General features: G+C 69.2%; 19 protein-coding genes. 4 read left to right on the top strand and 15 right to left on the bottom strand.

Annotated elements, in window-relative coordinates; genetic code table 11:
* Window positions 1-108: 108 nt before the first annotated feature.
* Together QSK15_RS22650 and QSK15_RS22645 are read left to right on the top strand one after the other, a co-directional pair.
* Window positions 109-2,700: an AfsR/SARP family transcriptional regulator gene (locus tag QSK15_RS22650; RefSeq protein ID WP_285796169.1), complete on the top strand. Its 2,592-nt coding sequence runs from the start codon at window positions 109-111 to the stop codon at window positions 2,698-2,700.
* A gap of 391 nt (window positions 2,701-3,091) precedes the next feature.
* Complete coding sequence (locus tag QSK15_RS22645) at window positions 3,092-3,988, top strand: DUF1707 SHOCT-like domain-containing protein (RefSeq protein ID WP_285796168.1); 897 nt, start codon at window positions 3,092-3,094, stop codon at window positions 3,986-3,988.
* Window positions 3,989-3,994: 6 nt separating this feature from the next.
* Here QSK15_RS22645 and QSK15_RS22640 read toward each other — a convergent pair whose 3' ends face one another.
* The 15 genes from QSK15_RS22640 to QSK15_RS22570 form a co-directional block, all read right to left on the bottom strand.
* A complete protein-coding gene (locus tag QSK15_RS22640) occupies window positions 3,995-5,032 on the bottom strand; it encodes a C40 family peptidase (protein WP_285796167.1) in 1,038 nt (345 codons plus the stop codon).
* Between the two features lie 75 nt (window positions 5,033-5,107).
* Window positions 5,108-5,437: a hypothetical protein gene (locus QSK15_RS22635; protein ID WP_285796166.1), complete on the bottom strand. Its 330-nt coding sequence runs from the start codon at window positions 5,435-5,437 to the stop codon at window positions 5,108-5,110.
* A 75-nt stretch (window positions 5,438-5,512) separates the two neighbouring features.
* Window positions 5,513-5,842 carry a hypothetical protein gene (locus tag QSK15_RS22630; RefSeq protein ID WP_285796165.1) on the bottom strand — a complete coding sequence of 110 codons (330 nt, stop codon included), beginning with the start codon at window positions 5,840-5,842 and terminating at the stop codon, window positions 5,513-5,515.
* A gap of 100 nt (window positions 5,843-5,942) precedes the next feature.
* The gene (locus QSK15_RS22625; protein ID WP_285796164.1) at window positions 5,943-6,284 is read right to left on the bottom strand and encodes a hypothetical protein; all 342 of its coding nucleotides are present in this window, start codon (window positions 6,282-6,284) and stop codon (window positions 5,943-5,945) included.
* A gap of 102 nt (window positions 6,285-6,386) precedes the next feature.
* Window positions 6,387-6,788 (bottom strand): hypothetical protein, encoded by a 402-nt coding sequence (locus QSK15_RS22620; protein ID WP_285796163.1) that lies wholly within the window; start codon window positions 6,786-6,788, stop codon window positions 6,387-6,389.
* Window positions 6,789-6,907: 119 nt separating this feature from the next.
* Window positions 6,908-7,897: a DUF932 domain-containing protein gene (locus QSK15_RS22615; protein WP_285796162.1), complete on the bottom strand. Its 990-nt coding sequence runs from the start codon at window positions 7,895-7,897 to the stop codon at window positions 6,908-6,910.
* A gap of 81 nt (window positions 7,898-7,978) precedes the next feature.
* On the bottom strand, window positions 7,979-9,262 hold the full coding sequence (locus tag QSK15_RS22610; protein ID WP_285796161.1) for a MarR family transcriptional regulator: 1,284 nt from the start codon (window positions 9,260-9,262) through the stop codon (window positions 7,979-7,981).
* Between the two features lie 377 nt (window positions 9,263-9,639).
* Window positions 9,640-10,371, bottom strand: a complete 732-nt coding sequence (locus QSK15_RS22605; protein ID WP_285796160.1) for a hypothetical protein — start codon at window positions 10,369-10,371, stop codon at window positions 9,640-9,642.
* A 97-nt stretch (window positions 10,372-10,468) separates the two neighbouring features.
* The gene (locus QSK15_RS22600; protein ID WP_285796159.1) at window positions 10,469-11,158 is read right to left on the bottom strand and encodes a hypothetical protein; all 690 of its coding nucleotides are present in this window, start codon (window positions 11,156-11,158) and stop codon (window positions 10,469-10,471) included.
* A 312-nt stretch (window positions 11,159-11,470) separates the two neighbouring features.
* Complete coding sequence (locus tag QSK15_RS22595) at window positions 11,471-12,202, bottom strand: replication-relaxation family protein (RefSeq protein ID WP_285796158.1); 732 nt, start codon at window positions 12,200-12,202, stop codon at window positions 11,471-11,473.
* Between the two features lie 325 nt (window positions 12,203-12,527).
* Entirely contained in the window at window positions 12,528-14,993 is a 2,466-nt protein-coding gene (locus tag QSK15_RS22590) for a type IV secretory system conjugative DNA transfer family protein (RefSeq protein WP_285796157.1), read from the bottom strand.
* Window positions 14,993-16,720: a VirB4 family type IV secretion system protein gene (locus QSK15_RS22585; protein ID WP_285796156.1), complete on the bottom strand. Its 1,728-nt coding sequence runs from the start codon at window positions 16,718-16,720 to the stop codon at window positions 14,993-14,995. Before QSK15_RS22585 ends, QSK15_RS22590 begins: the two co-directional genes overlap by 1 nt.
* 20 nt (window positions 16,721-16,740) lie before the next feature.
* Window positions 16,741-17,631 carry a PrgI family protein gene (locus QSK15_RS22580; RefSeq protein ID WP_285796155.1) on the bottom strand — a complete coding sequence of 297 codons (891 nt, stop codon included), beginning with the start codon at window positions 17,629-17,631 and terminating at the stop codon, window positions 16,741-16,743.
* Entirely contained in the window at window positions 17,628-18,545 is a 918-nt protein-coding gene (locus tag QSK15_RS22575) for a TrbL/VirB6 family protein (protein WP_285796154.1), read from the bottom strand. Before QSK15_RS22575 ends, QSK15_RS22580 begins: the two co-directional genes overlap by 4 nt.
* 11 nt (window positions 18,546-18,556) lie before the next feature.
* Window positions 18,557-18,853: a pilin gene (locus tag QSK15_RS22570; protein ID WP_030334802.1), complete on the bottom strand. Its 297-nt coding sequence runs from the start codon at window positions 18,851-18,853 to the stop codon at window positions 18,557-18,559.
* Window positions 18,854-19,867: 1,014 nt separating this feature from the next.
* Between QSK15_RS22570 and QSK15_RS22565 the strand changes: the two genes are divergently transcribed.
* Together QSK15_RS22565 and QSK15_RS22560 are read left to right on the top strand one after the other, a co-directional pair.
* Window positions 19,868-21,091 carry a hypothetical protein gene (locus QSK15_RS22565; RefSeq protein ID WP_285796153.1) on the top strand — a complete coding sequence of 408 codons (1,224 nt, stop codon included), beginning with the start codon at window positions 19,868-19,870 and terminating at the stop codon, window positions 21,089-21,091.
* The gene (locus QSK15_RS22560) at window positions 21,091-21,819 is read left to right on the top strand and encodes a class F sortase (RefSeq protein ID WP_285796152.1); all 729 of its coding nucleotides are present in this window, start codon (window positions 21,091-21,093) and stop codon (window positions 21,817-21,819) included. Before QSK15_RS22565 ends, QSK15_RS22560 begins: the two co-directional genes overlap by 1 nt.
* The last annotated feature ends 120 nt before the right edge of the window (window positions 21,820-21,939 follow it).

Genomic DNA, 21,939 nt, shown 5'->3' with positions numbered 1-21,939 from the left:
GCCGAGTACGGTGCACGAGCCACCGTCCGCATCCCAGCAGATTCACGGCCGCGTGAGCGACCGTCCCTCGGCGGGGCTGTTCGCGGCGTCATCGGCGGGGGCCTCTTCTTGGTCGCCGTTCCGGCGCTGCTGTGGGCCGCAGGTGGGAACCCGCTCCGTCGGCTGCCGGCTTGGTCGCAGATCCCCGACTGGTTCGCGCGCTCCAGCGGGCGGTTCACCCCGGATTTCCTCATCGGCGCGGCCCTCTGGGCGATGTGGCTACTGTGGGGCATATTCACACTGCTCCTGCTCGCCGAGATCCTCGCGGCAGTGACCCGGTGGCGTATCCCCTTACCCCGGCTGCCGGCCCCGCTGCACCGGCTCGTGTTCGGTCTGGCCGGCACCGCCGCGCTCGCTGTCACCCCCGCTGGCTCCCTCGCGGCGGTGCACGCGGATCGGGCGTCTACGCCCGTCACTGCGACCGAGAGGGCCAATATTCCCCGGCAAGCCGCAGCCCGTGGACCCGCCATCATCCACGTCGCCAACCAGCGCTACCTCTACACGGTCGAGCGACACGACACCTTGTCCAAGGTCGCGAAGGAGTGGCTCGGCGACGCGAGTCGGTGGCCAGAGGTCTGCCGCCTGAACAAGCACCGCCACTTTCCCGTCGGCGGTGTCCTGCGCGACTGCGACCTCATCTACCCCGGCTGGGAACTGCGCCTACCTGTCGACGCCCGCCCACCACAAGCAGCCACACCCGCAACGCCCCCCACCCCCCGGTCAGGGCGGCCCGCGACACCACCCGCAACGCCGAGCGCCGCACCGGACCCGCACGATCCCGCCGTACCGCCACCCGCGCCCCAGCCATCGGCCGCCACTCCCACCACCACGCGGTCCGCAGCCTCAAGCGGGTCCGCTTCGTCGCCAGCGGCGTCGGCGGAGGTCCCTAACCCCGCTACATCGCCACCCGCCACAAACAGTCCTACGGCGGCCACAGGCGACGACCAGGGCGTTGGGCTATCGGACTCCGGTTGGCTGCCCTGGTCGCTCGCCGCCGCGATCAGCGCCGCCGCCGCGATGCTCTGGCTCCAACGTCGCCGTCGATACACCGGCGAGCCGGACGATGATCCGCCCACCGATCTGCCCCCGACCGTGGTCCAGGTCCGCCGCGCTGTGGCCGCCCGCAACCCCGAGCCATTGGATACGAGCAGCGACGACGGCCCGCCGCCCGCCCTCGCACCAGACCTCGGGCTACTGCCGGACGGCGGAACCGGAATCATCGGGCACGGCGCACACGCTGCCGCCCGCGCCGCCCTCGTCGCCGTGCTGACCGCCGGCGACCCGCACCACCCCGACGCCCGCAGCGAGGTCGTCATCGACGCCCCCACCCTGACCGCGTTGCTCGGCCCGGGCGCGGTGACCCTCAGCCCATGGCCGCGCCTGCACGTGACCGACAGCATCAACGACGCGCTCACCGTCATCGAGTCCCGGCTGCTGCACCGCAGCCGTATCCTCGACGAACACTCCTTGACCGACTTGGACGAGCTGCGGCGGACAGTGCCCGACGAGGAAGCGCTACCGCCCGTCATGCTCATCACCGAGACCCCGCCCGCCAGTGCCCGCATGCGCGCCAAGGTCGCCCTCGCCCTGGGCGAGGGTCTGCACGTGTCCGCGCTGCTACTCGGCGAATGGGCCCACGGTCACACAGTCGAGGTCACCCCGGACGGACACACCACGCTCATCTCCGGGCAGCCCGCAGAACCAGTGCCAACGCGGCTGCCCGTACTCGAACCGGCCGCCGCCATCCAAATCCTGACCACGCTGCGCGAGGCGCAGACCGGCGAACGGCCCGCCATCACCTCACCGAGTGTGCCGGTCACGATCGTGCCCCTGCACGCCAGCCGCACCGAGATCAGGCCCGCCGGCACGGACCCGGTCGCTCCGACCGCCGCCACGCCGCCGGACGACACCGAGTCGGGACGGGCGCGGTTGCGCGTGCTCGGCAGACCGCGTATCGAAGGCATTACCGCGGAAGGCCGGCCGCTGCGAGCCAAAGCCCTGGAACTGGCGGTCTACCTCGCGGTGCACCCCGATGGAGCTGCCACCCGCGACATCGGCGAATACCTCGAACCCGATGCCCGCATCAGCCAAGCCGACCAACGCGTCCACACCAACGCCTCGAACCTGCGGCATGTCCTCGGCCGGGCCGGCACCGCTGAGACGAAGAACGCCTACGTCATCAAGTCCGCCGGACGGTACCTGCTCGACCCGGCGACCGTGGACGTCGACGTGTGGACCCTGCGCGACCTGCTGCGCAGCGCCACCATCGCCACCGCACCGCGCCGCCGTGAACTCCTCACCGCCGCCTGCAACCTCTACACCGCACCCCTCGCCGACGGCCAGGACTACGAATGGCTGCAACCCCACCGCGAGACGGTCCACCGGTGGGGCACCGAAGCCCACCTACTCCTGGCCGACGACCTACTCGGCAGCGACCCGCAGGCCGCGTCCGACCTACTCGACAAGGCCATCGGACTCGACCACTACAACGAAGCCCTCTACACCAAGGCAATGCACGCCCGACACGCCCTCGGCGACGCCGACGGCATCCGAACCCTCCTGCGCGCCCTGACCAAGGCCCTCGCCGACCTCGACGCCGAACCACAGGACGACACCATCACGCTGGCCGCGCAGCTGCTTAACAGCCTGGACGAGAATTGACCATCCCCGCCAGTCGCCCCGGCACACTTTGCTACCTGGATCGGCGCCCGCCACGTCGAGCCACGGACCGCCATCCGCTATGACCGCACCCGCAAGAACCTCGACCGGCACCCCAACTAACCTCCTGGCCGCCTACATGGCCTCCGGGAACATGACCAGCCGCTAGCGGCTTCGACGGCGACGGTGGCTATCCTGCAGCGATGCTGACGCAGCGCCTGGCGGTGATTTGGTGACGACGTACCGTCGTCGCGGGCATTGGCGAACAACTTCGGGCGGTACCCGGCACTGGGTAGCCACCCACAACGTGAGCCGTTCGTCGGCCCGATCCTCTGTGCCGCCTCGGCGGACTTACCCGAGACCATCATCATCATCAACGCCGTCGAGCAGTGCGGTGGGGTGGATCAGCCCGAACGCCCGCTGCCCCCTCTGCGGCGCGGCGGTCTACTTCTACGCCAACGAGCACGGTAGCCGCGTCTTCTTCGATGAACTGGGACCGCCGTGGCCCAAGCATCCGTGCACCGACAACCCCACCCGCCATGTGACCACGGCGGGTGGTCGCCAGGCACCGAGCCCCCGCGACTTCAGCATCGCGCAGCGACCGAGCGACATGCGCGATCGCCGATGGAAGCCTTACGTGGTCAAGGACATCACGATCGAGGACGGTCAGCCGCGGATCACCCTTCGGCCGCTCAACGGGGTTGGACGAGAAACCTCTTGGACAGTCTCGGAGCTGTTACCCCTACGCGCGCATGACTTTGTCTTCCTGAGGACCGACCAGATGTCCTATTTCGACAGAGACGCGTGCGAACCCGCAGTCGCCGAAAACGCCAGGCGTGCCGCTGCGATCGCTCAAAAGTTGATCACCGAACGGGATAAGGAGCACGTTCTGGCGACGCTTGCCGCGCGAGTCGACGCAGGCGAGATGACACTCGACGAGATGACCGATGCAACGGTCGCCGTCCACGCCGCTCGAACCCGCGGCGAGCTCGCTGACGCACTCAAGATCAGAGTCACCGACCTGAAGGTCGCGCCACCTCGTCCCGGCGACCTGTGGCTGCTCGCGATCGCGTTCGTGCTCATGGTCGGGGCGACCAGCGCCGCCGTAGGCGGACGTAGCTTCCTGATGATGCTTCCGGGCTTGCTGCTTATAGCGACGGCCGTCTACCGTCTCAACCCGGACATGGAGCGTGGGCCGAGGGTCTCTTTTGCCCTTGTAGCAGCCCTGGTGGCGATCTGTCCCGCCGGAGTGCTCGGCGGTGCGATCCAGGTCGAAATCCTTCATCGCTGACCATGGTCAGGAAGCATGTGAGTCGCGATTCGCGACACGACGAATTGCCGCGATCTCATCGATCCAGCTACTCAACTTGGTGATCTTGACGATGTCGCCGGTCTTCGGGGCTTGAATGATGAGTCCTTCGCCGAGGTACATGCCGACGTGGCGGGGGTTGGCCATGGTGCCGTGCCTGCCGGGGATGAATACGAGGTCGCCGGGCAGTAGAAGCGTCGCATCGTTCACCGCCTTTCCAGCATCGACTTGGTTGGTGGTGACCCGCGGGATGGAGATGCCGGCTGACCGGTACGCCGATTGCATCAGCGAGGAGCAGTCGCATTGCTTGTCGGGGTCGCCGGAGTGCGGGTCGGTGCAGGAGCCGCCGAAGTGGTAGGGCGTGCCGAGCTGGTTCGCGGCCCAGGAGATAGCGGTCGCTACGGCGGGCGGGGTGTTGGCGGGTAACGCGAACCCGGCGGGGAGTGCGTTGAGGGTGTCGGTGGCGCAGTCGGCGAGGGTGTTGGTCAGTTGCTCGACGAGGTGCAGGGCGTCGTCGGTCCAGGTGGCGTAGGCGTCGGGGAAGGCGGATACCTGGACGGCTTGCGCGGCCTGGGTGAGCGGCATCGTCTGCCAGCCGGGCACGGTCTGGAGCTTGTCGAAGAACATGCCGGCCTGGTAGGCGGGCTTGGACAGTTGCGCGTTGGTGCCCCAGCCCTGGCTGGGGCGTTGCTGGAAGACGCCAATGGAGTCGTGGTCGTTGCGGTCGCCGAGGTAGGGCAGGTTGCGTAGGCCGGATTCCTGCATTGCGGTGGCGACGGCGACGATCCAGCCCCAGCGGGGTACTCCTTTGGTGACCCCGACATCGATGATTGTGGCGGCGATGTCGAGTTGCTCGGTGTCCCATCGGCCGGGGCCGGGCAGCTGCCCGGAGGGGCGTAGGCCGGGTGGGGCGGCGATGGCACATCCGCCGGCTCCGCCGCCGGTGACGGAGGACATCAGCAGGAGGGGCAGGCCGAAACAGGCGATGACGACGACGGTAACGGCGCCGATGATGACCTTTGTCATGGTGGTGACCTCTCGGTATAGCAGGAAGGGGTCGGTCCGCGTGTGGGTGCACGGCTGGACGCCGCGACGTGCGTTCTAGAGGCGGTAGAGAAGGGGGAGCAGCGCGGCGTGGGCCTCGCGCAGGAGACCGGCGATCAGGGTGCTGGCCGGGAACAGCGGGTGGCCCACGTTGACCCAGGTGGCGTAGCGCCAGTCCCAGTGGCCGGGCTCCAAGCTGGGCACGTACCAGAGGGCCTTGGCGACATCGAGAGACACGGCGCCGTTTATCTGTGGGGCGAGCAGGGTCATGGGTTGGCTGGCGCAGGTGGCCAGGCAGTGGCAGTCGGGGTTGTTGTAGATCGAGCGTGGTTGGCCGTGGTGGGTCGGGCAGCGGCAGTCGCGGGCGTTGCGGTAGGTGCGGTGCATAGATGTCTCCGTTGGTCGTGAAACACGAAAGGGTCGTGGGCCGCCCTCGTGGGCGGCCCACCGTGAGCGGGCGGGTCAGTCGGTGGACGTGGCGAGGACGTTGGCGGCCTGGCGAAGGAGGTGCTCGATGACGAGGCCGGCGTCGTGGACGTCGGCGCGGGTGTCGATCTTGGTGGCGTTGTCCCAGTCCCAGGTGCCGTTGGCCATGGCGGGGACGTCCCAGAGGTCGCCGTCCTGGTTGAGGAAGAATGCGCGGCTCCGCTGGTTGGCCAGCAGTGTGAGGGGTTGAGTGGCGCACGTGATGGTGCAGGCGCAGCCGGACTCGTTGTAGGTGGTGCGCGGCAGGCGGTGATGAATGATGCAGCGGCAGTCGCAGACCCTGCGCCACGGTGGCGTGTACGTCACGGGTTCCTCCGCAAGGGTTGAATGCGCGTACGCCTCGGTCGCCGCCGGCGTTGGGGCGGCTTCTCAGGCGTACGCGCTGGGATCGAGTTGTGTCAGGCCGTCATGGGTGCGGCGGCGGGATGGCGAAGGTTCTGCCTGGTCCGAGGAGCAGGTCGTCCTGGACCTGCCGGATTTCCTCGACGGTGAGCACGTAGGCCGGCAGCCGCGGTATGTGTTCGGGCCAGGCGCGGTAGAGGCGGTGGGGACCGTCGATGAGTAGCGTGGCGGGCGGCTGTTCGTTGACGCTGATCTGCGCCACGATCAAGGGCTCGGGCAGGTTGGTGGTCATGGCGTAGGTCCGGATGAGTGCGGTGTTGGTCGGGCCGATGAGGCTGGTTGCCCACGGGTTGGGGTTGTCGAGATAGGCAAGGCCGTATGCGGCGGCCCACGCCGGCACGTCCAAGGGGTCGGGTGTCGCGGGGCGACGCCGCGATCAGCGCCTGCGCGGTGTCGATCGAGAACACCTACGGCCCGAAGTGGAACCACTGAGGTAGGCGGGGGCCGGTCACTGGTGGTCCTTCTTCGCGGTGACGCGGGTGTAGATCGCGATGCAGCGCAGGATCAGCTCGTGTGACGGCAGGGCCAGAAGCTGTTGCCGCTTGTCGTCGCGGAGCTGGTCCCAGATGAGGACGGTGACGCTGGCCGACCACAGGTCGACGAGAACGCCGTCGATCTTGGCGTGCTGCCGGTTGGCGACGATGCGCCGCAGCGTGTCGATGAGGGTGGGGTCTCCGGGCGGGTGGTTGGCGTCGTCGGGTCGTTGCGTTTCGGGGAGCAGGGTGCAGCAGTCTTCGCAGGTGGACTCGACGCGCGGCGGGTCTTCGGTGTCCCACCGCTGAACGTCGGCGGCGGGCAGGCCGCACACGGACTGTCGGAGGTCGCGTGGGTGGCGGATGTGGTGGATCATCTGCGTGCCGTCTCGTCTGATCCGCGCCGATTGGTGCTCGGTGCTGCCATGGGCGTGTCCGTTCTGTGCGGTACGGGGCAGCGGTCGGTGGACCGCTGCCCCGAGGGGCCGAGGTGCGGTCAGACCTTTAGTAGGTCGAAGGCGGCCACCTTCAGCTCGCCGACGTTGCCGGTGAGCACCCGGTTGGCGCGGGCGACCTCGTTCTTGGCGGGCTGGTAGTGGTCGAGGTACTCGGTCACGGCCTGGTAGCCGGCCCACCGGGTGCCGGAGATGGCCTTCTGGGTGTCGGCCTCGCGGATCAGGTACTTGAGGGTGCCGAGGCGCTGCTTGGCGTTGTTGTGGGTCTGCTCGGACGCGTTGTCCTTGACCGGCCACACCTGGCCGACGATCTTCGCGAACTCGCGCATGGTCATCTCGGTCTGGAGCATCCGCTCGGCGGCCTTCTCGAAGGTCTCCATGTACTTCCACATCAGGCCCAGCGCCTCCCGGGCCTGGCTGATTTGGGAGTTGACGTTGGAGGTGTGCCGGAACGTGTAGTGCCCGGCAGAGTGCGCGAAGGCGGCGCGTTGGGTGTTGGCGCAGACGACCCTGATCGGGCTGGCGTCCACCCGCAGGGCGGCGGTGCCGTCGTGGGAGGTCGTGCCGATGAGGTAGAGGTCCAGCCGGTCTACCCCGGCGATCTCCATCGCCGTAGGCAGCTTCATCGTGACGAACACGCTCTTGCCGCGACGGAGGCTGCCCGCGGTCTCGAAGCGGGCGCCGCCTACCTGATCGACGAGGCGGTCGAGCATCTCGGCGCACTGCTCGTTCTGGACCACGGTGTAGTCGGTGCCGACGATGCCCAGGCACTCGGTTTCGCCGGTGACCGGGTTGCGGCGCACGGTCATGCGCTTGTCGTCGGCGGGGATCTGCACCTCGACTCCGTCGACGATGTCGATGCCGACGGTCCGGATGGTCCGTACGCCCCAATCGCCGAGCCGGGCGGCGGCCATGATCTCCTCGGCCCTCATCGTGTCCTGGGTGACGGTGCCCAGCTGGTGCCAGGCCGACAGGCGGGCGCTGGCGAAAGCGGTCGTCCCGTCGGCGAACGTCTCGAGTTCGTGCGGCATGGGGTTCTCCTTCTCGATATGTGGCCGCGGGGGCCGAGCGCATCCGCTCGGGCCCCCGCAATGAGTTGGGGATGGTGCGGGTCAGGACTGCTCGGCGCCTTTGTCGTCCTGCTCGGCGCCGGTGCTCGCGGTGGGGCTTGGGTCGGCCTGGGCCGGGTAGATGAAGGTCAGCGGCGCATCGGAGACCAGGAGGATCCGGCCGGCGGCGGCCGCCTTGGTGCAGTTGTTGCGCACCGCCCCGGAGCTGACCGCGCGGCCGAGCTGTGCACTGATGGCGGTGGCGATGTCCTGCGGGCTCATCGCCCGGCCCGGGTTCGCGGTCAGGACGTCGAAGGTCAGCTTCTCCAACTCGCCCCGGCCGAACGGCTGGCTGCCATCGGCGTTGGTGGTCGCGTCGCTGCGGCCCACACTCGCGGTGATGCCTGTCGCGCGCGGCGGCGTGCGACGGGGCAGCGTGATGATGTGGGTCTCGCCGTCCGACGCGACGACGTGCAGCGTGCCGTCCGGCCGGATCAGGGGCAGCACCGCCGCCGTGGCGCTCGGCGCGGTCGCCAGGCCGCGGATGACCTGGTAGCACAGCGGGCAGCGGGACGGCTCCGGGTTCGGATCGACCTCGCTGGCCTTGGTCGGGCCGGCGATCCACCGTTGCGGCAGGCCGGGCAGCCGGCGTGCGGCGTCGGCCTGCTCCATCGCGGTCAGCAGCCGCGAGGCGGTCGGGTGACTGATACCGCTCTCGCCCACGATCACGTCGAGAGTCGCGCCGATGTCCCCGTGGTCGGCCAGGACACCCTTGATGGCCATGACCTTGCGGTCACCGGGGCGAGCGGGCTGCACAGCCGCGACCGTCGGTGCCTGCTCGTCCTCGCCACTGTTGGCGTTATCCACGGTTGTGCCGTCGGGCTCGGTCGCGTCGTCGCTGTCGATCTGGCTGCCCGATTGGTCGGCCGTATCGGTGTCCGGCGTGTCGACGGCGTCATCGCTGCCGTCGTCCGGTCGATCGTTCTCGGCGGCGGCGCCATGGATCGCATCGGTGGGCTGGTGGCCTACCTCCATGTGGGGCTGGTCGGCTGCGTGGTCGGCGTCCGGGTCGCCGATGTCGGTCTCGCCGGCCGCGTCGACGGGCAGGTGGGCATTGGCGTCGCTCGGCGTGGCGAGGGTCCACCGGGCGGCGGTGCCCTCGGCCGGGTCTGCGTCGGTGTCCACCGCGACGATGACACCGGCGTCGGCCAGGGTCTTGATCGCCTTGTCGGTGGTCGAGCGGGCCTTGCCGGACTTGTCGGCCAACTCGTGGACGTCGCCCTGACCGAGGTCGGTCAGGGCGTCGAGGACGGCCTGCGTGGCAGGCGTCAGCGACAGCTGTTCCATCACGGTTTCCTTCCATGGGAACTGGTGGGGACGCCTGGCACGGTGGTGTGCCGGGCGGTGGTGCGCTGGGTCGCGGGCAGCGGTCAGTGCGGCAGGCGCGTGACGTAGTGCGCTGCCGAGGGGTGCGGCCCGGTGGACGTGGCGGTGGGTGGTGCCGCGTCAGCCGGTCAGTGGCCGGGGACGGCCTCGTCGGGCTGGAGGATGTAGAGGCAGTCCTCGGTCGGATCGCGGTAGATACCGGCGTCGGGGTGGGACAGCCACAGCGGGTTGACGCTGCCGGGCGGGCGGAGCCTGGCGTCGGACTTGCCGACCTTGACGTGGGTGGCGTGTCCGACGAGGTTCTGTCGGCGGCAGGAGTCGGTATCAGGTCCCCCGCTTTAGCTGGTGAGGTGGGCGAGTTCGGCGGGGTCGAGTTGGTTCGGGGTGCGGTTGCGCCAGGTGTCGGAGTGGCGCAGGTGCCACCAGCGCAGCAGCGACCGGCAGGCTGAGGCGAGGTCACCGCACGCGGGTAGCTGATACACCGTGGCGAGCGGGGCTTGGTGAGGCGGCCGAGCGATGTAGGCGGTGGGCGTCCAGCTGTGCTCGGTCTCGGTGACCTCGCCGACGACGCGATCCGGGTAGGGGATGTCGAACGCGCCAGCGGCCTCGGCGTCGGGCACCACCAGCCAGGTATGCGGGTCCTTGCGCCGTAGCGTCGCCACGCCGCGCGACGGGTCGCAGCGCCGCAGGAGCAGGTACCGCTCGTCGCCGTCACCAATCGGCCGGTGGTTGCGCCAGGCGCGGTAGCAGGCGACGAGCGCGGCCCCGAGGACGTTGTGCCGTTCGCGGGCGACGATCGCGTCGGTGAGGGTCTGGTGGTAGCCGGCGATGTGCAGGTCGGCGCGGGCGGCCAGCCCTTGCCGGGCGGTTTCGGCGAGCACACCCGCCCGGGCGAGTGCGTGGTCGAGGTTGGTGGTGCTGTCGGTGAAGTCTCGGGCGGTCTTGTGCAGGATGCGGGCGAGGTCGCCGAGTGGATCGGGGGTGGCGGTGTCGTGGCGCCACAGGTGCTCGGGCAGGACGTCGTTGGTGTCGGCGGCGATGCGCCGCAGCGCCGGATCGGTCAGGAACACGAGAGTTCTCCTTCGCGGACGGGTTGGGTTGTGGGCACGGCGAGGACCGGTCGCAGCGGGGCTGCGACCGGTGCGGGGTGCTTCAGGCGGTAGGTGGTTAGGCGATGGCGACGGCGCACAGGCGTGCGCTGGAGCGCAGGCCACGCACGTAGGCGCAGGCTTCGTTAAGGAAGCGGAACCGGTCGGCGACGGATTCAGTGGCCGGGGTGAGCAGGCGGCCGTCGGTGGTGATCAGCGCGTCGCCGATCAGCGCGATGCGCCAGTGCAGCCCGACGTAGGTGGCTTCGCCGGCCTGGTAGACGGACAGCTCGTACGGATCGAAGGAGAGAGCGAGCATCGCCAGGACGCGGGGCTGTTGCTCGAAGCGGCGGCGGGCCTCGGCCACGCTGACCTTGGTCGGGTCGGCGTGGTGTTGGGCGAGGTAGTCCTCGAAGGGGCGGGCCGGACGGGTTGTCGCGGCGATGTGGGTGTTCCAGGCCCGCCAGCGCAGGGCGGCGTAGTGGGAGGCTGTGGCGGCGGTCCCGGTGAGGTCGAGGCGACCCTTGCGGCCTCCGGCGGCCATGGTGACCGCGCCGAAGCGGCGGGCGGCGTCGAGGAGGTAGTAGCCGAGGAAGCGGGTCAGCCAGCCGATGAGGCGGCGGTGGCGGACGTGGTAGCGGCGGGCGGGGGTGCCGTTGGCGTGCAGAAGATCGTTGATTTTCTCTGAGGCGGCGAACCAGTCGGCGTCCTCGCCGGGGGCGAAGCAGACGGTGATCACCGAAGCGGTGAGCGGGGTGGGCATGGGCATGACGGGGTGCTCCCTTCGCGAAACAGGGCGTGGAGTGGGGGATGCGCGGTAATGCCACCGACGCGCGGCGTCTGGACCGGGAAGCTGCCGTGCGAGGCGCGGGGCGTGAATCACGAGCCGACCGGGGGGTGGGCTGTCGGTGATCCCGCTGGCGCGGGCAGATCCGAGAAGGACCAGAGGGGCGGGCGGTGCGAGAAAGAAAGAAGAAGCTGCACCGTAGCTGCGTGACCTGACAGCGCCAGCGTTGTCAGGAACCTCGGCCATGCCTGTGAGCTGCGCTGACAGGATCCGCCGTGTGCGTGCCAGGGTCTGTCAGGGCACGAAGACACCGTCGTCGTAGTTGGGGTTGTCCGCCACGGGCTCGCCGTGGTCGCTGGGCAGTTCGGTGAGCCGGACCCTGCCGGTGTCACCCACCGTGAGCCAAATGGCTTCGGCCGGTTCGGCGTCGCGAGTGGCGGTTGCGACCGGTACGTCGCCGTGCTGGCCGCGCAGGAGTTGGTGAAGGTGCCCTTCGCGGTGCTCGCTACTCAGCCAGAGCAGCACCGGGTAGCGGGGGCCGCCGCGGCGGATGAGCTGCGCGTACCGGTCGAGTTTGGCCACCACCCGGCCGAGGGGTTCAGTGCCGGTGTCGGCCTCCAGGAAGAACCCCACCGTGACGTCGGCGACGCTCCACAGGCCGTGCCCGTCGGCGGTGATGGTGCGGAACTGCTTCGTGGTCATCGTCTCGGACCACCACCGGCTCAGCTGCGCCTGCTGGTGCTGGCGGGCGTGCACGATGAGCCGGACGAAGAACTCGTTGGCCATGAGCAGGTGGGTCAGGTTCGGGTTGGCCGAGAGCCGGTCGACGATCTGACGGCTGGTGCGCACGGTGGGCTCGGGCCGACGGTGAGCGGCGGCCTGGAACCGGTGCCCCTGGTGGCCGAGCGTCCAGTGCCACGGCTGGCTACCACCCCCGGCGCGGGCGAACCGGAACCGGTCCAGCAGGCCCAGGGCGGCCAGTTCACCGAGGCGGATCTGACAGGTCCGTCGGGCGAGGAACAGCATGCGGTGAATCTGATCGGTGGTGAGGACCTGGTGGTCATCGAGCAGATGGAGAAGCCGACGGTCACGGCTGGTGATGTGGGGATAGATGGACAGGAGGGTGACCGGTCGTGATTGCGGCATAGCTGGATACACCCCTGGAGAGAGAGTCCCGTAGGGAGTCTGGATGAGTTGATCTCGGTTCCAGTGCTGGCGTCGGGCGGGTTGGGGCAGGTCAGTCACCTGACAGACCAGGGGCGTGGGACTCGTGTGGGGACTCGTGTCGCGGACACCCCCAGACGAGTCCCCAATGCCGCACCCAGCCGAGCCCCTATGCGAGCCGGAGTGCTTAGCGGTCGCGGTCGGTCATACGCCGCTTCATCGCGGTACGGGCGAGCTGCTGCATCGGCGGCTCACCACCGGTGCGGCCATGCGCGGAAGCGCACTCCTGCCGGATCGCGGTCGCTTCACCCACCAGCGGCGCCGGCGGGTTGGTCACGAAGGTGAACGCGGGTAACTCCCGATTGCCGACCAGCAGCCGGGCTGCGGCGGTGTAGACGTCGAGGTGCGCGAGGTCGTGTTCGTCCAGCTCGGGTTTGGTGTGGCGGGAGAGGTCCCGCGCGTCGGCGGGGTCGACGTTGAAGAACAGCTTCGTGCGCGCGTTGGCTGACACCGCCGCGGCGATGTCGTTGGGCAGTTGCGCCAGGTCCTGGTGGGCCAGGACGAGTCCGAGCCGGAACCCGCGGGCCTCGGCCAGCATGTCCCCGACGCTGCCGGGCAGGGTGAGGAAGTTGTGGCACTCATCTACGTAGAGGTTGGCGTCTTTGCGTTGGTCTTCGGGGATGCTGGCGCGGGCGATGGCGGCCTGCCAGACCCGGGCGACGATCATCGAGCCGAGGATGCGGCTGGTCTCCTCGCCGAGGATGCCCTTGGGTAGCCGGCAGAGCAGCACCCCGCCGTCGAGTACCCGGCCCATGTCGAACGACGAGTGGGCGTTGCCGATCACGCTCTTGACGAAGTCTCGCAGCAGGAAGGCCCGGAGTCGGGCGAGGACGGGTGCGATGACCTGGCCCCGGAACTGTTCGTTGATGCCGTCGTACCAGAGCCAGAACCCGCCGAGGCCGTCCGGGTCGTCCAGGCCGTGGGTGAACCGGGCCCGGAAATCTCGGTCCTGCAGCAGCGACGGGACCAGACTCAGGGTGGGTTTCGCGTGGCGCATCAGGGTGAGGCAGGCCACACGCATGGTGTCGTCCATGCGGGGCCCCCACTGGCCTTGAAAGATCTTGGCGAAGATGCCGACGAGGTTGTCCACGGCGAGGTGCGGGTCGCCGCCGTCGTCGAGGGGGTTGAAGCAGCCGGGGTTCTCCTGGTCTGGGTCGATGATCACGATCTTCTTGGCGTAGGAGGCGGGTAAGCGGTCGAGGATGTCGGTGATCAGGTCCCCGCGGGGGTCGATGACCACGGTCCCGCGCCCGGCATTGATGTCGCCGAGGATCATGTTCAGCAGCAGCGTGGACTTGCCGACGCCGGTCTTGCCGACGACGTGCACGTGTTGGCGGGCGTCGGTGACAGTGAGGCCGATGCTGTGGTGGCCGATCTGTGAGCGGCCCAGCACCTTTACGCTCCGCCCGCCGGAGGGGACCTGCACGGGTGCCGGCACGGCCTTGGCCCGCGCCCGGTCGAGGCCCGGAACGGCGAGGTCTTGCGGCAGTGCGGCCAGGGCCGAGAGTTCCGGCACGGTGGCCAGGAACCCGCGTCGCAGTCGCCGTCCGGCGATCGTGGCCACCGGGTGGGGCATCTTCATTCGGCGTAGCCGGTTTGGGCCGGTGTACGCCGCGGCGGCCGAGGCGATGGTGTGCCCGAGCCCGACGAGGCGTTCGCGAACCCGTCCGGCCCGCTCCTTGTCCACCGGTGGGCGGTCGGGGTCGGCGGCGACGGCGAACCGGACCGCGATCTCGAAGTGCGGCACCCGCACGGCCTTGTCCACGACGGTGCGGGCGTCGGCGATGGCTACCGGGTCCCGGTCGGCTGCCCGCCCCGCTGTGGCGCGCGACGGGCTTCGCGGCCGGGACGGGCCAGGCATGAACACCTCCACGAGCCACAGCAGAGGCTCGATGGCCAACCGCGCCGCACCCGACACAGCCTGCGCCGCCATGTCGGGCCGCCCGTGCGGGTGGTTGCTGGTGGTGGCCGCCGCCCGGCGGGCCGCCCGCACGCGACGGGCGGGTGCCGGGCGGGCGAGGATCTGCACGCACGCGTGTTCGCGGAATCGGACCTCGGCCCCGGCGGCAAGCAACGCCCGCAGCGGGTCGGTGTCGTGCTCGCTGCGCAGCGGCAGCCTGTCGGTGTGTTGCGGCCAGTGCGCCCCGCCCACCTGCTCGCTCACCTGGGCGGGGATAGGCGCGGCGGCATCCGCGGTGGTGAGGGTCGCGGCGGGCCAGGCCGCCCGGATGGCGGCTTCGACCGCGCCGGGCGGCACCGTGCCCGGCACCCAGACCCGGATGGTCAGGGCACGGCCGGTCCAGGTGTACTCCCACCCGACGTGTGGGTACCCGTACACCCGGCGTCGCCACACCGACGGTGTCAGCACGCCCGTGAGCGTCGTCCAGAACGCGGCGGCGGCTTCGGCGGCAACCTCCGGCGGTGCGGCGATGGTCAGCCACCGCGCGCCAGCCGCGAACCGCTGGTGCCGCCAGGTGAGTAGCTGGCCGTGGCCCAACACCGTTGCGACGATCGCTGCGGCGGCGACAACGCCGAGCCATGGCCGGGCGATGATCCAGTGCCCGATGTCGGTAGGCCAGGTCGGGGTGGTCATCAGTCGGCCTCCCCGATCCCGGTTACGGCAAGCCTGTGCTCGGCCGCCGACCCGACCGCGCGGAACGGGATCCGGCTACGACCGGCGACGAGCAGTCCTTCGCCGCGTGGCGCCGACAGCAGCAGCCGCGATTCCCCGGCGGTCAAGCCGAACGCCTCGGCTACCGCGTCGATGGACTGCGTGCTCTGGCGCATCAGGACCTGGGTCGCGGCGTTGGACACCACGGCGAGGCCAAGGTCGGTTGACAGCACGTCGGCCGCGTCCTGGGTGATCACGCACAGTCCGGCGGAACGTTTGCGGGCTGCTTTGGCCATCCGGAATAGAAATCGGCTGCCTTCGCCGTCGCGCATCAGCAGCCAGGCTTCGTCCACCACGACGAGGTGTCGTCGCCGGCGGGCGGCGGTGGCGGGGGTGTCGATGCCCGACCAGATCGAGTCGAGCGCCAGCAGGGTGCCCACCGTGCGCAGCTCGTCGGGCAGGTGCCGCAGCGACCACACCACCAGGTGCCCGCGCGGGACGGTCGTGGTCGGACCGTCGAACAGGCTAGCGAAGTTCCCGACCGTCCACGGCGCGAGCCGGGCGGCAAGCTGCCCAGCGGCCGGGTCGTCGTCGGCGGTGAGCATGTCGGCGAGGTCCCGCAGCAGCGGCGCTGGTTTGGTCCAGGTGCCCGGGTCGCCGTTGATCCCGGCGCGGGCGTAGGTGGCGGTGATCGCCCTGTCCAGCGCGGCGCGCTCGCCGGGCGGCGGGGCCGCTCCGAGCATGACCGCGATCAGGGTGTGCAGGTGCAGGCCGCGTCGGGTGAGGGTGTCGGGCCGGTGGTCGGCGGGCAGATCGAGGGGGTTGACCCGTACGCCCGGTTGGCCCAGCTGCACGACTGTGCCACCGACGTGCTCGGCCAGGGACGCGTACTCGTCGTCGGGGTCGATGACGGACACGACTGTGCCCTGGTAGAGGTTGCGGAGCACCTCCAGTTTGACGAAGTACGACTTACCCGCGCCGGAGCGGGCCAGGACGACCGAGTTGTGGTTGTCCTGCGCCCACCTGTTCCACATCACGACCCCGTTGCTGGTCGTGTTGACCCCGTACAGCAGGCCTTCGGGCGCAACGATGGTGCCGGGGGCCGGGGCGGCGAGGTCCGCCGAGGCGAGGGGAAACGCCGCCGCGAGGGCGGTGGTGTCGAGGATGCGGCGCATGCGTAGTGCGTCCACGCCGACTGGCAGAGTGGAGATCCAGCCCTGGTGGTGGCGGAAGGTAGCCGGTTGCAGGTCCAGTAGGACGCTGGCGGCGGCGGATTTCACGCCCGCGGTGACGGTGCGCAGCTCGTCGAGGGTACGGGCGTGGATGGTGACGTAGATGCCGGTGTCGAAGAGTTTCGCCGCGCCGCGGGCGACGCGTTCAGCGAGGTCGGCAGCGTCGGCTGCGGCCGCCTCGACCATGGGATCACCCAAGCGTCCCTGGTCGGCGTCCAGCCGGCGTGAGGATTCCAGGCGGGCGCGCTGGCGCTTGAGCATCGGCGCGGCTAGTTGCGGCGCCACCGGGTCCAGGTGCACCGAGACGTTGACCCGTGCGGGGTAGGACAGCAGGGGGTCGAGCCAGGCTGGGCCGACCTCGGCCGGATACCCGCACACCGCGTAGGTGGCGGCATACCCGTCGCCGACCTGCACGTGCCACGGCGTGACCGACAACGCGGCGGGGGAGGACATATCCTCGCCAGCCGCGAAACTCATCTTCGGCCTTCTTAACAGGTTCACGATGTGCTCCGCAGGGTGATCGGGGCGCCGGGCACCGCACGCGGGCCAGGCACCGGCGGGGAGAACGGATCGACCGCCCCGGCAAGCGCGGAGGCGACAGCCGGCCCGTCCAAAACTGTGGCTTCGACACCGAGCCCGCACAGCGCGCGCACCGCCGCGTCGGCCCCAAGCTCCCCGCTGATGACAGCGAGGACCTGACGGCGCAGCGGATCACGCTGGCTGTCGAGGTCAAGCAGGAACTCGGCGTAGTCATCGGCGGCGGCCTGCAACGCCGGGTGCGCTAGCCGCAGCGCGTGGTCGACAGTCGCCTGCGCGTAGACGGTCAGGTCGTGCCGCTGCGCCGCCACGACGATCTGCGCCGGCCCGGTCAGGCTGTTGAGGAACCGGCCAAACCCTTCCAGCAGCGCGCCCTGTTCACCGTCGGTGCGCAGGTGGATATTCGTGGTGCCGCAGGCGATCAGGACCTTGCCGCGGCCCTCACTGGTCAGAAGTCCGGTCGGGCTGACCGCCGTGACGGGAGAACGCAGCGGCGCCGGAAGGCTCGGATTGCCGGCCACGACCGCGATCGAGCTGGCCCGAGCTGCACCAGGGGCGAGAGTGCGCGGCTTGCGACTGAGTACGAACCCGTGCCGCAGCCACACGTCCAGCGGCAGGCCGTCACGGCGGCCGAGCGCCACCACGACCGCCACCGCGAACACGATCGCTCCGGCGACGATCCACGCCACCTGCGGCAGCAGATGCCCGACCGTGCGGTAGACCCCGAACCCGACGAGGCCGGCGCCGCCGACGATGCCCAGTTGTCTGAACGTCAGCCCGAACGCGATACGGTCGGGCTCGTTGACGTTGGCCGGGACGACGGCACGCGGAATGTTGTCCTCGATCGTCATCGCCCACCTCGCAAGGCGGCACGTCCCGGCCCACCAAGCGGGAGACGACGGGTGATGCCCTGGATAACCACTGCCCGCAGCAGAACCCCGCCGATGTTCGGCGAGCCCCTGCCCATTGCGTAGCGGCGCATCATCCCGGGGATCTTGACCGTTATCCACAAAACCACCGCGACCAGCAGCAGGTTCAGCACGTCTGAGCTCGGCAGGCCGATCAGGACCGGAATGCTCGCGTCCGGGTCGGTGAGCAGTTGGATGCCGTTGGAGAACGCGACGGCCTGCAGCACGGCCGTGCCGAGGCAGCCCAGCAGGCTGCGCCACCACAGGTCGGCGGTGGGTTGCGTCCAGGGCAGGCCATAGCAGGCCAGCGCGACCGGGGCGAGCCCGGCCAGGATGACCAGCACCGCAACGCGTACGACCCAACCGGTGACGAGGGTGAACATCAGCCCGACGATCAGCAGCCCGATGATCAGGGCGACGAGGGCGTTGGCGGGGTCGATGAGGGTGGCGGCCACGTGGGTGCGGGCCATCGTGACCGCTTGTGTGGTCGGCGCTGCGGTGCCGACCATGGAAACCGTCAACGCGTTGGCGACAGAGATGAGCACGGCGCAGAGCGGGACCGCGAAGTTCGACAGGATGAACCCGACGACGAGGCGTGGCAGGAATTCCTTGACGCCGTATCGCATCTCGAACGAACTGCTGGTCATCGTCACGATGCCGGCGGTCAGCAGCGCGAGGATGTAGCAGGCGTTGACGACCAGCGCGCTTTTCGCGGCGATGGTCTGCACCTGCGGCAAGACGGTGACGTCCGGCGACAAGAACATCCACGATGTTAGATAGGCCAGGAGTCCGCCGAGCAGGTCTTGCAGCCGCTCGGCGAGCCATTCCACCAGGCCATTCATCATCCAGTCGACCATGATCGATGCCCTCAGCCGCCGATGATGCCCTGCAGCACCTGCAGGATCACGGGGGAGAGAACCGCCAACGCGTAGCCGATCAAGGCGGACTTGAAGTTTCCCTTCGCCTGCTCGACCTGGGCCGGGTCACCGCCCGCGGCCATATAGCGGAGGCCACCGATGACCAGGAACATTGTCGCGACCAGCGCGATGATGCCCATGATCCACGCGGTGATCGAGGAAATGACCTCGTTGATTGATTTCGGGGCCGCCAGCGGCTGCGGCGCGGTGGCGGCGAGGTCGGACAGGACTGACAGAGTCATGTGCATAGCGACGCTCCACAAAAATCTGCGGGCCGCCGCGGTGGGGACCAAGGCGAAGCTTCGATTGGACCGGTGGGGGCGCTCCTCCCTTGCGTTAAGCGAAGGGTTGCGGTGTCAGTACGCCGCGCCAGCCGTGCCGGACCATCAGCCTCACTGGATAGGAGATCCCTACCGGGCGGGCATGCCATGGATGACATGCACCGCCCAGAACTCGGCTGTCAGACCGATCGAACTCACCACGCGCCTGTCACGACCCGACAAGACCGGTCAGTGCCTTACGTAATCCCCTGGTCTCCTTTCCCAGTTGACCTGCGCCGGTTCTCATTGTTGCCTCGACCAGGCGTGTTTCTCGGCCCAGTCGCCCCAGGCGGGCCATGGTTGAGGTCACGTGTCCCGTCCCACTTGAATTGACGGGCAGAACGCAATCGTCGGGCAGTTCCGCTGAGATAGGACAACCAAGGGGGCGGCGGTGAGAGGCAAGGCAGGCAAGTGTCGACGCCGGATCAACCCTGGACCCCTCTGCCCCCCCCCGGAATCACGGGGTCAGTTTTCAGGCGGAGCCGACAGCAAGTCCGACCGACTCGTCCCCGCGCGGCCTGCCACCGTGCTAGCAACCGATCCGATTTCGGCACGGAGCGCTGGGCGATGCCGCTTGCCAATCTGCCGATGGCGGCGCACTGACACCTGGAATCCCAGCTACTAACGAGCCGTCTGGGCCGGCTCCCGTCGGGCCGGCTTGATGTCAACGCCACCACTGTGACCGCGAAGACGGTGGACGAGCGGCGCGGAACAGTGAGTCGTGTTGGTGGCCGAGGTCACGAGCGTGGCATCCACCACCCAATTAGGCGAATCAAGTACATAATTCGCGGATACCGCAGAGCTGTGGGTCAGGCCTAGGCCACCATCGGCTTCGGACCACTGCTCGGACTGAGCCGGCGGCCCGTCGTCACCGCCGGACAGTCCGGTGCCGATTCGTGCAGGGTGTGAAGGAGTGACTCGAGCATGCGCCGAGCTGGAACCATGTTGATCGCCGCCGGATGCGCGCTGGTGGCAGTAGCGGGCATGCCTGCACCCGTGGCCGCCGCTGACGGAAAGTCGGGTGGCGGCGGGAAGAAGTGCGCTGCCGAGCGGGTGTTAGCCCAGCCGCCGTTTCCACCAACGAACGTGAATTTGTTTACGCCGGAGACGTACTCGCAGGCGTCGCCGATGGTGCCGGCGCCGCCGCGGCGGATCACCCCGGCGCAGTTGCGCGTGCAGTTGGCGAAAGCGTTGCTGCCGCGGGCGGCGCGGCATCCGGGGGTGGTGAAGCAAGGGCTGGCGGTCTTCGACGATCCGAAAATCAAAAAGATCATCCCGGATCCGAACCTGCGGGCCGCGTTGGCGTCGCTGGTGGGCGGGCCGTCGGAGGTCAGCGTCGAGACCATCAGGTCCGGCTTCTACGCCAAGGTCATCTTCGCGGCGCTGCCTGCCTCCACCATTGCGCAAGTTTCGCCCGACACGCAGGGTAACCCGCAGATCCTGTTCAATGAGCGGTACCGCTTTGAGAACTTCAGCCTGCTCGGCGTGGCGATGGCGCATGAGACCCTGCACCAGGATCCTGCGGTCGGTCCGATGGAGGAGTACATCGCCTACGCCTTACACAGCGGCTACTACGGGCAGTTACTCCTTGAGCAACCGAAGCTGGCCACCAGCGGCACCGAGCTGACCCGGCGGACCAACACTCAGCTTCTGGCCCTGGTGAACACCCGGGACGCGAAGGGTCGGCAGAGCTTGACGGCGAATCGGGGCAACGTGTTCCCCGGCGGGAAGCCCCTGGCCAACTTCCGGTCGATATTCCCCGCCGACCTCGGCCCCGCAACACCAGGGAATCCGGATCTGAACGCTTTCCTCGGCGCGATAACGAAGACCCGGCAGCGCAACGCCAACTTTGACCGGGCCACCGCCGAACTTCTCGACGTCCGGTTGCTCTGGGCGCCGCCCGAGGGCCGGCTGCGCGTGGCCAAGCTGCTCCAACTCAAGCTCCCCAAGGGGTGCCCGCCCTGGCCGCAGCCGACGGTGCCCACGCAGATTCCAGCCGGCGATCGGCCAGCCGAAGCTGAACCCGCCGCCAGCCCGGCCGAACCCCCGACGTCAACCGACCCGACCGGTGCCCTCGCGGCGACAGTGACCATGGTTTCCGGGCTCGCCCTGCTTCGGCTTCGACGCGGTCACGGCCACCGTGCGGTGCCGTGTCGACTCCACTGATGGGTACCCCATCCAAGCCCCGCCGCGCTGGACCGCTGACGGCGGCTGCAGCCAGCTTGGCCGCAGTCGCCGCTCTGGCGGTCTATGTGTCCGGATCGGAGCCACCACGTACCGCCGGACTGTCGGCCCCTGGTGAGGGCCGGACAGCGACGAGCCCATCGAAGCCGTACCCCATCAACCCCTCAACAAAGCACAACCGGCCCTTCACGTCCACGGTGTCCGCCGTTCCGGGATCGACTGCCGTGGCCACTGCCGCTACGGCTGTGACCGACCTGTTCCGGTTGACCAAGCTGGAGCCGGGATCCGTCCGGCTGCCGCTAGGGGGCACGGCGCGGGTGATCCGCCGTGAGATCGGCGGAGACGGCGTGCTGCCCCTGCCTGATGGCATCGGGGACGCGGCCTGGTGGGGATCGGCCCTGAGCGCCGGGACCGGAGCCGCCGTACTCGCTGGGCACGTGAATTGGCGAGGCGAGGTGGGGCCCTTTGCCGAGCTTTGGCGGGCCGGGCACGGCGGTCGGGTCGAGGTTGCCGACGAACACGGGAGGTACCGGCGGTACCGAATAATCGAGGTACACACCGTGGCCAAGGCCGACCTGCCCCGTCGCGCCCCGGACCTGTTCGGGCAGCACGGCCCGCACCGGATTGTGCTGGTCACCTGCGGTGGCCGATGGGTCGGCGGGCCCCTCGGTTACGAGGCGAACCGAATCGTCGTGGGCTACCCGGACTGACCATACGTCCGCGTCATGCTCGCCATCAGTCTCCGCGCGCATTGCCGGCCACATCCGCGCGGCGCCGGCACCCAGTTGAGTGCGACCCGTGCATCGCAAGGGATCTCGCGAAGTAGGCGA

The organism is Micromonospora sp. NBRC 107095, assembly GCF_030269705.1.
GTDB classification, from domain to species: Bacteria; Actinomycetota; Actinomycetes; order Mycobacteriales; family Micromonosporaceae; genus Micromonospora; species Micromonospora parva.
The sequence above is the reverse complement of the archived record's forward strand: the minus strand, read 5'-3'. Positions and strand labels throughout refer to the sequence as shown.